Here is a 13,260-nt window from a genome sequence, read left to right on the forward strand (position 1 = left end):
ATGCCTTCGACGGTCCTTCGATACGCCATTTCGACAAGCTCAATGGCCACTCAGGACGAACGCAACACGCGCACGAACGGGGCGTGCACGAACGGTCCGCGCGCACGGGCGGGGTTAGCCCAACGCCTACCCCCGCCGCCTTGGCATCAGCGCATTGCGCATCGCGAAGCTCGAATTGATCCGCGTCACCCCCGGCAGGCGCGACAGGATATCGGTGTGCAGCGCCTCGTACGCCGCCGCCGACTCCACCGCGACGCGCAGCCAGTAATCGGACTGGCCGGTCATCAGCCAGCATTCCTGAATTTCGGCGTGGCGGCGCACCGCGGCTTCGAAACGGGACAGATATTCCTCGGTCTGGCGCTCCAGCGTCACCTGTACGATGACGGTCGCCCCATGATCGTGCGGGTCGGCGCGAGTGACGACGGTGTAGCCGCGAATGACGCCGGCATCCTCGAGCAGGCGGATGCGGCGCAGGCAGGCCGAGGGCGACAAACCGACCTCCGCCGCCAGCGCATTGTTGGTGCGGCGCGCGTCGAGCCGGAGCAGGTTGAGCAATTTGCGGTCGATCGCATCGAGATTCATGCAATGTTGCTTTCATGCCGCACGATGTTGCGCACACGGACGATTATCAACGATCCTGCAACACAAACGCATAAACTGCACGTGATTCGACGCTAGGATCGGCACCGGAGACGATATCGCCCATGACGCTGACCATCGACCTGCATGCGCTGGCCACCAATTACCGCACCGTCGCGCGGACCGTCGCGCCGGCACGCGTCGCGGGGGTGGTGAAGGCCGATGGCTATGGGCTGGGCGCGGCGCTGGTCGCAGGTGCGCTCTATGGCGTCGGCTGCCGCGATTTCTTCGTCGCGCTGACCGGCGAGGCGAGCGCGCTGCGCCCGTCGCTGCCGGTCGATACGCGGCTGTTCGTGCTGAACGGCATCGCCCCCGGCGACGAAGCGGCGCTGATCGCGGCGGAGGCGGTGCCGGTGCTCAACTGCCCGGCGGATATCGCGCGCTGGGCGGCGGCGGCGCGGATCGTCGGGCGACGGCTTCCGGCGGCGGTGCAGGTCGATAGCGGCATGTCGCGGCTGGGGCTTTCGCCGGGCGAGGTCGCGGCGCTGGCGGCGGACGGTGCGCCGCTTGCCGATCTCGAGATCGTGCTGGTGATGAGCCATCTGGCATGCGGGGACGAACCCGATGCGGCGGCGAACGCGGCGCAGCGGGCACGGTTCGAGCAACTGGCGGCGATGTTGCCACCCGCCCCCCGGTCGCTCGCCAATTCGGGCGGCGCGTTCCTTTCGGGCGCGTTTCACGGCGATCTGGTGCGGCCGGGGATCGCGCTGTACGGCGCCGCGCCGCAAATGGGCCGCGACAATCCGATGCGGCCGGTGGTGTCGCTCGACGCGCGCATCGTGCAATGGCGCGACGTGCCGGCCGGGACGGGCGTCGGCTATGGGCTGACCTCGGTCGCGGCGCAGGACCGGCGGATCGCGACGCTGTCCTATGGCTATGCCGATGGCTGGCCGCGGTCGCTGAGCAACCGGGGTGCGGCCTATGTCGGCGGCCACCGCGCGCCGATCGCCGGGCGGGTGTCGATGGACAGCATCTGCATCGACGTGACCGACGTACCGGGCGACGTGCTGGCGGCGGCGGGCCATGCCGAGTTGATCGGACCGCACCAGACGATCGACCAAGTCGCCGAGGACGCCGGCACGATCGCCTATGAACTATTGACCGGGCTGCGCCATCGCCATGCGCGCCGGATCATCGGGGTAGGGCAAGAGGGGGTGCCGCCATGCGGGTCGTAATTCTCGGCGCGGGGGTGATCGGGGTCACTTCGGCATGGTATCTGGCACAGGCGGGCCATGAGGTCGTGGTGATCGACCGGCAGGCGGGGCCGGCGCTCGAAACCAGCTTCGCCAATGCCGGGGAGATTTCGCCGGGCTATGCCTCGCCCTGGGCGGCGCCGGGTATTCCGGCGAAGGCGGTGAAGTGGCTGTTCATGGAGCATGCGCCGCTGATCCTGCGCCCGCAATTTGACCTGGCGATGCTGCGCTGGCTGGTGGCGATGCTCGGCAACTGCAACGCGCGCGACTATGCGGTGAACAAGGCGCGGATGGTGCGGCTGGCGGAATATAGCCGCGACAAGCTGATCGAGCTGCGTGGCGCCACCGGCATCGCCTATGACGAGCGGTCGCAGGGGACGCTGCAACTGTTCCGCGAGGAAAAGCAGCTGGCGGGCATCGACAAGGATATCGCGGTGCTCAAGGCGGACGGTGTCGCCTATGAAGTGCTCGACCGCGCCGGATGTATCGCCGCCGAACCGGGGCTGGCCGGCAGCAACCAGCCGCTCGCCGGGGGGCTGCGCCTGCCGGGGGACGAGACGGGCGACTGCTTCAAATTCACCAACGCGCTGGCGCAGATGGCGGCGGATGCCGGGGTCGAGTTCCGCATGGGGACGACGATCCGGCGGCTCGTACGGCAGGGCGACCGGATCACCGGGGTCGAAACCGATGCCGGGCCGGTAACGGGCGACGCCTATCTGGTGGCGATGGGCAGCTTTTCGCCGCAACTGGTGGCGCCATTGGGGCTGCGGGTCCCGGTCTATCCGGTGAAGGGCTATTCGATCACCGTGCCGATCGTCGACGAAGCCCGTGCGCCGGTGTCGACGCTGCTCGACGAAAGCTACAAGGTCGCGATCACCCGGCTGGGCGACCGCATCCGCGTGGGCGGGATGGCGGAGATTTCGGGGTTCAACAACGACCTGCCCGAAGCGCGGCGGGCGACGCTCGAATATTCGCTGGGCAGCCTGTTCCCCGGGGCGGGCGATACGTCGCGGGCGAGTTTCTGGAGCGGCCTCAGACCGATGACGCCTGACAGCACGCCGGTGGTCGGGCCGACCAGATATGGCAACCTGTTCCTCAACACCGGCCACGGGACGCTCGGGTGGACGATGGCGTGCGGGTCGGCGGCGGTGATCGCCGACCTGATGTCGGGCAGGCGCGCCGCGATCGAGACGGCCGACCTGTCGATCGCGCGTTACTAGGGCCTGACCACTTGCGTCGAAGCGGTGCCGGCCCGCTCCCCCACCCGACCACCCACAGCATATCCTGACTGGGTGGTCGGGTGGGGGAGTGGGCGGGCACCGCCCTGATCCGGCTTTGCCGGATCAGATACTAAGACAGCAGTTTCTCCAGTGCCGGGACGGTCAGCGGACCGGCGCACAGGAACCCCTGATAGAGCTGGCAGCCTTCGGTCGCGAGCGCGTCGCGCTGTTCCACCGTCTCCACCCCCTCGGCGATGATCGTCAGGTCGAGCGAACGCGCCATGTCGATCACGCCGCGCACCACCACCCGGTCGCGGTGCGTACCCACGATATCCTGTGTCATCCGCCGATCGAGCTTCAGATAATCGAGCGGCAGCGCCTTGAGATAGGCGAGGCTGGAATAGCCGGTGCCGAAATCGTCGATCGCGACGCGGCATCCCGCCGCGCGCAGCGTCGCCAGCAGCCCCGCCGCCTCGCCTAGATCGGCGATCAGCCCGCTTTCGGTGATCTCGACCGTCAGCCGGTCGCGCGGGAAGCCGCCGGCATCGGCCCGCGCCAGCAGCGTGTCGGCGAAATCGCCATGGGCGATATCCTCCGCGGTGACGTTGATCGACAGCCGCAGGTGGGACAGCGGCGCAGACCAGTCGGCGGCGATCCGCAGCGCGCGCTGCTGGACATGCCCGGACAGCGCCTCCACCAACCCGGCCCGGGCGGCGGCGGCGAAGAGCAGTTCTGCGCCCAGTTCGCCGCGATCGGGATGGTCCCAGCGCGCCAGCGCCTCGACCCCGACGATCGCGCCGGACAGCAGATGGACCTGCGGCTGGAAGCGGATCGCGATCTCGCCACGATCGATCGCGCGGTGGATTTCGGTCGCCAGCGTCTCGGCGTCGTCAAGGGGACGGCGGGCCTGCGCCGCGCCGGCCGTACTGCCGGGCAGGCCGCTGCCGACCCGGTGCAGCAACGCGCCGCCATCCTCCCCCACCCGCGCGACGCCGAATGCCTGTTGCAGGGACAGCGTCACCATCACGCTGCCGGCGACGAACGGACGCGCCAGCGCCTGCGCCAGCGCGGTGTCGAGCCCGGCATCGGCCCCGTGCGGCAACAGCACCGCGAAGTCGGCGCCGCCCAGCCGCGCCAGCGCCGCCCGCGCCACCCCGGCATCGCGCACGGCACGCTCGATCCGCCGCTCGACCGCGCGCAGCAGCGTATCGCCCGCGCCGCGCCCCTGTTGCCGGTTGACCGCATCGATCCCGGCAACGGTAAGCATCCGTACGCCCGGCCGTTCGCCGGCAAGGATGCGGCGGTCGAGCCATGCCCGCGCGCCAGTCATGTCGCGCACCGATCCCAACGCCTCGCGCACCGCCGCACCGATATCGCCGATCCGTGCCAGCGGTTCGACCAGCGCATGCAGCCGGTGGGTGTGCGGATCGCGCGCGACATGCTGCACCACGCGCCCGACCCCCGGCAGGTCGTGGGCGAAGGCGGTGGCGGGCAGCGTATCGCGCAGCCGCCGGATCGCGGTCAGCGCCGTACGCCGCCCCGCCTGCCCGATCGTCCGCAGCGCCGCGCGCGACGAGCCGAGTTCGGGCAGGCCGGTCGCCTCGGCCAATGCCGGGGTCAGTTGCAGCGTGCCGCGTTCGCCGTCATGCCGCCAGCCAAGCGCGGCCCCGCCGCCGACATGCGGATCGTGCCAGCCACCGCCCATGCGCACGACATGGCGTTCGGCCGAGCGCACCGCCTGCAACAGCACGTCCGCCGCGATCGGGCTGACGAGGAAATGGGTAGCGCCGGCATCGTGCAATTCGCCCAGCCGGGCGCTGTCGTTGCGCGACAGCAGCACCAGCAGCGCATCGCCATGTCCCGCGACCTGTGCTAGTTCGGCGGTGGCGGCGATCCCTTCCTCCACCGCGCCGCGCGCGTCGATGATGGTGATCGCGGCGCCACTGGCGACAACCCGCTGCCGCAATCCTTCCGCCCGACGCGCAGCGACGACATGCCAGCCGCCGCGCGACAGGATCGCCGCCAGTTCGTCGCGCTGCCTGAACGACAACAGGAACAGCGCGCGCTGTCTTGCCGCATCCTCGCCGTGCCAACCGGTCATGCCCCCCGTCATGGCCCGACTGTAGGTCCGGGCGGGAACGGCGGCAATGGACAGCTTGTATGGTTCGGTGGCGGACGTTGTGCGGTTGAAAAGAGCGTTATCGCCGCCCCGCATTCGATTCGGGGACTCCGTCGTACCCCCAGCGAAGGTCGAGGTAGCGGAAGCGGGTTTCATGGGGTCTCGACCAGGCGCGGGGGTAACCGAAAGCGCCGGCCCCGCGACATTCGCACCGACATGGGCGCATCGGCGACCGAACGAGCGACCGCGCCTTGTCCTCCTCCGCATCCGCTCCTAACTTGGGCGACAATGTCCTGCGCCCCCAACCTGATCGACGCGCATGGCCGCACCATTCGCTACCTGCGGATCTCCGTCACCGATCGCTGCGACCTGCGCTGCCGGTACTGCATGGCGGAGGCGATGACCTTCCTGCCCCGCGCCAAGGTGCTGAGCCTCGAGGAAATCGCCCTGATCGCCGAACGCTTCGTGGCGCGCGGGATCGACAAGATCCGCCTGTCGGGCGGCGAGCCACTGGTACGGCGCGGCGTCACCGAATTGTGCCAGCGGCTGGGACGGATGGTCGGAAACGGCCTCGACGAACTGACCGTGACCACCAACGCGACGCGGCTGCGCGAGCATGCGCCGGCGCTGGCCGATGCCGGAATCCGTCGGATCAATGTCAGCCTCGACAGCCTCGACCCCGATACCTTCCGCTATGTGACGCGCCATGGCGATGTCGCGCAGGTGATCGACGGCATCGCCGCCGCGCGCGAGGCGGGGATCGCGGTCAAGATCAACATGGTGGTGCTGAAGGAGCTGAACGAGGATCAGGTCGGCGATATGCTCGACTGGTGCGGGCGCGAGGGGCATGACCTGTCGCTGATCGAGACGATGCCGCTGGGCGCAATCGACGAGGATCGCACCGATCGTTTCGTGCCGCTGACGCGGGTGTTCGACACGCTGTCGCAGCGTTTTACCCTGACCCGCGACACGCACCGCACCGGCGGGCCGGCGCGATACTGGAGGGTCGGCGAACATGGCAACCGGCTGGGGCTGATCTCGCCGCTTACCGCCAATTTCTGTGCCGGCTGCAACCGCATCCGGCTGACGACCGAGGGCAAGCTCTATCTGTGCCTCGGCCATGACGACCATGTCGATCTGAAGGATGCGCTGCGCACCGGCGGGTTGGCGGCGGTCGATGCGGCGCTCGACGCCGCGCTGCCGCGCAAGCCGGCGGCGCATGACTTCCGTATCGAGGCGGGTGCGGCGCCGGCCGTTGCCCGTCACATGAGCGTCACCGGCGGATGACGCGGCTCGCCCTGCTCGCATCGCCGACGGCGCAGGCGCGTGCCGCCGAGGAGACGCTGCGCGCCCGTTACGACTTTCGCGGGGTCGAGGATGCCGACCTGATCGTGGCGCTGGGCGGGGACGGGTTCCTGCTGCAGGTGCTACACATGCTGCTGGAGCGGCGGCGGACGGTGCCGGTGTTCGGCATGAACCTCGGCACGGTCGGGTTCCTGATGAACGAATGGCGGATGGACGAGCTGGAGCGGCGATTGGGCCGTGCCAAGCCGTTCCGCGTATCGCCGCTGACCATGACCGCGACGACGATGGACGGCGAGGTCCGCGTTCTGCCGGCGATCAACGAAGTCTCGCTGCTGCGCGAGACGCGGCAGACCGCGAAGCTCGAAGTGTCGGTCAACGACCGGGTGGTGATGCCCGAACTGGTGTGCGACGGCATCCTCGCCGCGACGCCCGCCGGATCGACGGCATATAATCTGTCGGCGAACGGCCCGATCCTGCCCATGGGGTCGGCAATGCTGGCGCTGACCCCAATCAGCCCGTTCCGCCCCCGGCGCTGGCGCGGCGCGATCCTGCCCGACAAGGCGCGGATCACGCTGAAGGTGCTGGAGCCGGAAAAGCGCCCGGTATCGGCGGTCGCCGACCAGCGCGAAGTGCGCGACGTGGCACAGGTCGACGTGGCGATCGACCGGGTACGCGACCTGACGCTGTTGTTCGACCCCGAACATGCGCTGGACGACCGGATCACGATGGAGCAGTTCGCCGGCTAGGCTCCGGTAATTAGGTTCACGCGAAGGCGCGAAGAAGAAGGTAGATTTCGCGCAGAGGCGCGGAGGCGCAGAGGGGTTGCGCCTGTCGCGAGTTCATCCGCGCCAGCGGCTTCATTCTTCTTGGCCGCGCAAAACCGCGTGTCCCGTTCGCGGGACGTTCGCGCAGGGCGATCTCTCTGCGCCTCCGCGCCTCTGCGCGAAATTCACTTTCTGTCGCTTCGCGCCCATCGCGCCTTTGCGTGAACCACCCCCCTTCCACCCGGAAAAGCGCGGAAATCCGCCTTCGCCAGACTTTCTTCCAAAAATCCGAAAATAACCGCTTGCAAAGCCCGAATCCGCTGGTAGAGACGCGGCCTCGCAGTTGTTCCCTGATAGCTCAGCGGTAGAGCTCTCGACTGTTAATCGAGCGGCCGTAGGTTCGAATCCTACTCAGGGAGCCAGCGACACCCCCCCGGAAAATCTGGACTTTTCCCCGGTCGGGGCACCGCATTGTTGCGGCAAGGCGTCGGTTGTTTTCCGCGTCCGGCTCCACCCGATGGACGATGCCGGAAATGCTTCGTCACACAATTGCTGAACCGACGTTCAGCATCGGGTAATCTGATGTACGCCACGTTCCGTCGTGCTGCGTCCTTGGACCCGAACCCGCGGCGGATCGTTCTTTATGGCAATGGACGATCGCCATGAGTCGGTAGCCATGGCGGCATTGGAGAAACTGATGTTGCTGCACCCTACCCCGCGTGCCCGCCTTCGCGCGATCGGCACGACCCTTGTCGGAGCGCTGGCCCTTGCCGCCTGTGCGACGCCGACCCCCTATCAGCCGGCATCCGGCTCCGGCTTCTATCGCAACGGCTATAGCGACCAGCAGATCGAGCCGAACCGCTATCAGGTGGCGTTCTCGGGCAACAGCCTGACCTCGCGCGAGACGGTGGAGCGCTATCTCCTGTACCGCGCGGCGCAGCTGACACTGGAGCGCGGCTACGACTATTTCCTGATGGCCGATCGCGACACCAATTTGCGCAGCCGCACCTATTCGACGCCGGGCGTCGGCGGGTTCGGCGGCTGGGGCGCCGGGTTCGGCTGGGGCGGCTGGGGTCCGGCATGGCGCTATCGCAGCCCCGCATTCGGCTGGCGCGCATGGGACCCGTTCTGGGGCGATCCGTTCTTCGGCAACACGATGGATATCCGCACCGTCGACAAATATGAGGCGATGGCGGAGATCGTGCTGGGCAAGGGTCCCAAGCCCGCCAACAACGTCCGTGCGTTCGACGCGCGCGCGGTGTTGCAGAGCCTCGGACCGAGCGTGATGGAGCCCGAACCGCGGCGGTAACGCTGCGATCGGGTGGACACGGAAAGGCCGCCGTTCCCATGGGAACGGCGGCCTTTTCCATATGCGTATCCCCGCGGAGGCGGGGATACAGAGTTACGAAGCGCAGCGCCTATGGCCCGGGATCCCCGCCTGCGCGGGGGTACGGCAGGATCAAGGCGGCCGGCGGCATTACGCCACCAGCGCGCCGTGGCAGTGCTTGTACTTGCGCCCCGACCCGCACGGGCACGGCGCGTTGCGGCTGACGCGGCCTTCCCAGCTGGCCGGATCGTCGCCGAGTTCCTCGTCGGGTACCGGCGCCGCCATCTGCAGCATCGGCACGCGGGTGGTGATCAGGCCCTGCGCGCCCTCCCCGCCCCAGCTATCGTCCTCGCCGGTCAGCGGGTCGATATGCATCGTCAGGAAATCGGGCAGTTCGGGAAGCTCGGGCGGCGCCTGGAAGTTGAAATTGGCGTGCGCCATCGTCCGGGTCACGTCTTCGCGGATGCTGGCGAGCATCCGTTCGAACAGCGCGAACGCTTCCTGCTTATATTCGTTGATCGGCGTCTTCTGGGCATAGGCGCGTAGGTGGATGACCGCCCGGAGCGCGTCGAGCATCGCCAGATGCTCCTTCCAGTGATGGTCGAGCGTCTGGAGCAGGATCGACTTTTCGATCTGGGTCCAGCTATCGGCATCGAGTTCGGCCGACTTCGCCTCGACCAGCGCGTCGGCGTCCTTGCGAATACGCTCTTCGAGGGTTTCGGCGTCGAGGCCGTCCTCGTTCGCGATCCAGTCGGCGACCGGCGCGTCGACGCCCAGCAGTTCCTGCGCACGCTCGCGCAGACCCTCGACATTCCACTGTTCGGGATAGCTGTCGGGCGGCACGGCATCGCCGACGACGGTGTTGACGACCGCATGGCGCATGTCGATCACGACGTCGCCGACCGTTTCGGCATCCATGATGTCGGCGCGCTGTTCGTAGATGACCTTGCGCTGGTCGTTCATCACGTCGTCATATTCGACGACCTGCTTGCGCACGTCGTAGTTGCGCGCCTCGACCTTCTTCTGCGCAGTTTCGATCGCGCGGCTCAGCCACTTGCTGCCGATCGCCTCGCCATCCTCGATATTGTTGCGCATCATCTTCGCGAACAGCGTGTCCGGCCCGAAGATGCGCAGCAGATCGTCGTCGAGGCAGAGGTAGAAGCGCGACAGGCCCGGGTCGCCCTGACGCCCCGACCGGCCGCGCAGCTGGTTGTCGATGCGGCGGCTTTCATGGCGTTCGGTGCCGAGCACGAACAGGCCGCCGGCCTCCAGCACCTTCGCCTTTTCCTCGATGATCTCGGCGCGGATGCGCGCGGCGGCGGCATCATATTCGCTGGTGCCCTCGACCAGATCGGGATGTTCGTCGAGCATCCGGAATTCGAGGTTGCCGCCGAGCTGAATATCGGTGCCGCGCCCGGCCATGTTGGTCGCGATCGTCACCGCACCCAGCCGGCCCGCCTGCGCCACGATATGCGCTTCGGATTCATGATAACGCGCGTTCAGCACCTTATGCTCGACGCCTTCCTGCGTGAGGAAGTCGGAGAGCAGTTCGGACTTTTCGATCGAGACGGTGCCGACCAGCACCGGCTGCCCCTTCGACGCATGTTCGCGAATCTTCCGGGCGATCGCGCGGAACTTGTCTTCCAACGTCTTGTAGAATTCGTCTTCCTCGTCGACGCGGCGCACCGGCACGTTGGTCGGAATCGACACGACGTTCATCTTGTAGATGTCGAAGAATTCGGGCGCTTCTGTCGCCGCCGTGCCGGTCATGCCCGACAGCTTCGGGTACATGCGGAAATAATTCTGGAAGGTGATCGAAGCGAGCGTCTGGTTCTCCGGCTCGATATTCACGCCTTCCTTAGCCTCGGCGGCCTGGTGCAGACCGTCCGACCAGCGGCGACCGTCCATCATGCGGCCGGTGAATTCGTCGATGATGACGACCTTCCCGTCCTTCACGATGTAATCGGTGTCGCGCTTGAACATCATGTTCGCGCGCAGCGCCTGGTTCACATGATGCACGACCTGCGTGTTTTCGAAGTCGTAGAGGTTCGCGCCGAACAGCAGCCCGGCCTCTTCCAGCATCCGCTCGACCTTTTCGGTGCCGTCCTCGGTCAGCACCACCGACTTCTGCTTCTCGTCCTTCTCGTAATCGTCCGGCGACAACCGCTTCACGATCTCGTCGACCGAGCGGTACAGGTCGGACTTGTCGTCGGTCGGACCCGAAATGATAAGCGGGGTGCGCGCTTCGTCGATCAGGATCGAATCGACCTCGTCGACGATCGCGAAGTTGAACGGCCGCTGCGTCATCGACGCCCGGTCGAACTTCATATTGTCGCGCAGGTAATCGAAGCCGAATTCGTTGTTGGTGCCGTAGGTGATGTCGGCGGCATAGGCTTCGCGGCGCTGGTGATCAGGGATGTTCGGCACGATCACCCCGGTGGTCAGGCCAAGGAAACCATAGACCTGCCCCATCTGCGCGGCGTCGCGCCGCGCCAGATAGTCGTTGACGGTGACGACATGGACGCCCTCGCCCGGCAGCGCGTTCAGATAGCAGGCCAGCGTCGCGACCAGCGTCTTGCCCTCGCCGGTGCGCATTTCGGCGATTTCGCCCCGGTGCAGGACGATGCCGCCGACCATCTGCACGTCGAAATGGCGCATGCCGAGCACGCGGCGCGCGGCTTCGCGGACGGTGGCAAAGGCTTCGGGCAACAGCGAGTCGAGCTTGGCGCCATTCGCCAGCTGCTCACGGAATTTCGGGGTTTGCGCCGCCAGTTCCTCGTCGGACATGGCGGTAAGGGTCGGCTCGAAGCCGTTGATCTTGCTGACGATCGAACCGAGCGACTTGACGTAGCGGTCGTTGGACGACCCGAACAAAGATTTGGCGAGGCCACCGAACATGGGAGTTCCTTGAAGATACGGGACGCGCGCCGCATGCGGTCCGGCGGCTGCGCGACAGGAAAGGTCGGAAAAGCGCGGGTGGGCGCTATTCGTGGGTGCGCAGCGTGCGCGCGCGAACCGCGACATAGGGCGCGGGCGTCAGGAACAGCGGGCGCGGTTCACCGGCAAGCGGCTGTTCGGGTCGAACGATCGCGGCCGCCGGCGCTGCGACGATCGCGACCGCGATCTGCCCCGCAACGGCCTGTGCCTCCGCCACTTGGCGCGCATTCGCGACTCCCACGCCGGGGAGCAGGCCGGTCAGGCCCGTCAGCAGCGCGGAAAGGAACAGCAGCAAACGCAAGCGATACGTCCAGACGGTTTGGTTTTGCGACGGGTCGCCCGGTCGCATATCGACGAGACATAGGGAATGGCTGGGCCGGCGTCCAGCCGATGCGCGTCATTGTGACCACACGCAACAAAGCGTTGCAACGCCCGCGCCCATGCGTAGGAACCGTCGCATCATCACCCCCTGCCCCGTGATCGGTGCAGGCCAGACCGGACACCGCGCCCATGTCGACTGCCGTATCGCCGCTCGCCACGCCCTTCCCCGCGCTGCCGCCGATCGGGGGCGTGACGCTGCGCGTGGCGCGGGCGCGGTACAAGGCGTGGGACCGGTGCGACCTGACCTTCGCCACGCTGGCCGAGGGAACGGCGGTGGCAGGGGTGCTGACCAACAGCAAATGTCCGTCGCCCGAGGTCGAATGGTGCCGTCGCGCGCTGGTGCTCGGCCGGGCACGGGCGTTGGTGGTGAATGCCGGGAACAGCAACGCCTTTACCGGCGACCGCGGCCGCGCGGCGGTCGAGGCGATCGCGGCGCGCACTGCGCAGGCGATCGGCTGCCAGCCGTCCGACGTGTTCGTCGCCTCGACCGGGGTGATCGGCGTGCCCCTGCCGATCGACAAGGCCGAGGCCGGGCTGGACGCGGCGTTCGTCGCCGAACCCTGTGGCTGGGAAGCGGCGGCGGAGACGATCGGCACGACCGACACCTTCACCAAGGGCGCGTTCACGACCGCGAAGGTCGGCGACCGGACGGTCAAGCTGGCCGGGATCATCAAGGGATCGGGCATGATCGCGCCGGACATGGCGACGATGCTGGGGTTCATCTTCACCGATGCGGCGGTCGATCCGGCGTTCCTGCAAGCCGCGCTGGAGGCGGCCAACCGCCAGACCTTTTCCTGCATCACGGTTGACGGCGACACCTCGACCAGCGACACGGTGCTGGCGTTCGCGACCGGCGCGGCGGGCGGCGATCCGATCGCATCGTTCGATGATGACGGGGCAGATGCATTCGTCGCGGCGCTCCATGACCTGTGTCGGCAGTTGGCGCATCTGGTGGTGCGCGATGGCGAAGGCGCGTCGAAGTTCATCGCCGTGACCGTCGAGGGTGCGGAAAGCGATGGCAGCGCACACCGGATCGCGATGAGCATCGCCAACTCGCCACTGGTCAAGACCGCGATCGCGGGGGAAGACGCCAATTGGGGCCGGGTGGTGATGGCGGTCGGCAAGGCGGGCGAGCCGGCCGAGCGCGACAAGCTGTCGATCCGCTTCGGCACCACGCAGGTCGCCGAAGGCGGGCTGGCGGTCGCGGGCTATGACGAAGCGCCGGTCGCGGCGCATCTGAAGGGGCAGGAGGTCGAGATCGGGGTGGACCTGCACCTGGGCGAAGGCCGCGCGACGGTGTGGACCTGCGACCTGACACATGGCTATATTTCGATCAACGCCGATTATCGGAGTTGAACGGCGGTAGCTTATCTAC

General features: G+C 67.5%; 10 protein-coding genes and 1 tRNA gene. 7 read left to right on the top strand and 4 right to left on the bottom strand.

The window, feature by feature from the left end; genetic code table 11:
- Nucleotides 1–126: 126 nt before the first annotated feature.
- Nucleotides 127–582: an Lrp/AsnC family transcriptional regulator gene (locus ACZ1JS_RS09295; protein WP_242116662.1), complete on the bottom strand. Its 456-nt coding sequence runs from the start codon at nt 580–582 to the stop codon at nt 127–129.
- A 122-nt stretch (nt 583–704) separates the two neighbouring features.
- Here ACZ1JS_RS09295 and alr point away from each other — a divergent pair, with 122 nt between their 5' ends.
- Nucleotides 705–1,814, top strand: coding sequence for an alanine racemase (alr, locus tag ACZ1JS_RS09300; protein ID WP_465165828.1), 1,110 nt, complete (start codon nt 705–707; stop codon nt 1,812–1,814).
- Nucleotides 1,802–3,052 carry a D-amino acid dehydrogenase gene (locus tag ACZ1JS_RS09305; protein WP_465165829.1) on the top strand — a complete coding sequence of 417 codons (1,251 nt, stop codon included), beginning with the start codon at nt 1,802–1,804 and terminating at the stop codon, nt 3,050–3,052. Before alr ends, ACZ1JS_RS09305 begins: the two co-directional genes overlap by 13 nt.
- 130 nt (nt 3,053–3,182) lie before the next feature.
- On the opposite strand, the gene ACZ1JS_RS09310 is transcribed toward ACZ1JS_RS09305, so the two are convergent.
- Nucleotides 3,183–5,165 (bottom strand): EAL domain-containing protein, encoded by a 1,983-nt coding sequence (locus ACZ1JS_RS09310; protein ID WP_465165830.1) that lies wholly within the window; start codon nt 5,163–5,165, stop codon nt 3,183–3,185.
- A 294-nt stretch (nt 5,166–5,459) separates the two neighbouring features.
- Here ACZ1JS_RS09310 and moaA point away from each other — a divergent pair, with 294 nt between their 5' ends.
- The 4 genes from moaA (at nt 5,460) to ACZ1JS_RS09330 (ending at nt 8,549) form a co-directional block, all read left to right on the top strand.
- Nucleotides 5,460–6,458, top strand: a complete 999-nt coding sequence (gene moaA, locus ACZ1JS_RS09315) for a GTP 3',8-cyclase MoaA (protein ID WP_465165831.1) — start codon at nt 5,460–5,462, stop codon at nt 6,456–6,458.
- Complete coding sequence (locus ACZ1JS_RS09320) at nt 6,455–7,222, top strand: NAD kinase (protein WP_345878175.1); 768 nt, start codon at nt 6,455–6,457, stop codon at nt 7,220–7,222. The genes moaA and ACZ1JS_RS09320 overlap by 4 nt, the downstream gene beginning before the upstream one ends.
- 365 nt (nt 7,223–7,587) lie before the next feature.
- Nucleotides 7,588–7,662: transfer RNA gene (locus tag ACZ1JS_RS09325), tRNA-Asn, on the top strand.
- A 221-nt stretch (nt 7,663–7,883) separates the two neighbouring features.
- Entirely contained in the window at nt 7,884–8,549 is a 666-nt protein-coding gene (locus tag ACZ1JS_RS09330) for a CC0125/CC1285 family lipoprotein (RefSeq protein ID WP_465165832.1), read from the top strand.
- 168 nt (nt 8,550–8,717) lie between these two features.
- On the opposite strand, the gene secA is transcribed toward ACZ1JS_RS09330, so the two are convergent.
- On the bottom strand, nt 8,718–11,465 hold the full coding sequence (secA, locus tag ACZ1JS_RS09335) for a preprotein translocase subunit SecA (RefSeq protein ID WP_465165833.1): 2,748 nt from the start codon (nt 11,463–11,465) through the stop codon (nt 8,718–8,720).
- 85 nt (nt 11,466–11,550) lie between these two features.
- Complete coding sequence (locus ACZ1JS_RS09340; protein ID WP_465165834.1) at nt 11,551–11,805, bottom strand: hypothetical protein; 255 nt, start codon at nt 11,803–11,805, stop codon at nt 11,551–11,553.
- A gap of 209 nt (nt 11,806–12,014) precedes the next feature.
- On the opposite strand from ACZ1JS_RS09340, the gene argJ reads away from it, so the two are divergent.
- Nucleotides 12,015–13,241: a bifunctional glutamate N-acetyltransferase/amino-acid acetyltransferase ArgJ gene (gene argJ / locus ACZ1JS_RS09345; RefSeq protein WP_465165835.1), complete on the top strand. Its 1,227-nt coding sequence runs from the start codon at nt 12,015–12,017 to the stop codon at nt 13,239–13,241.
- The last annotated feature ends 19 nt before the right edge of the window (nt 13,242–13,260 follow it).

It is taken from the genome of Sphingomonas sp. BL-S-05 (assembly GCF_055521695.1).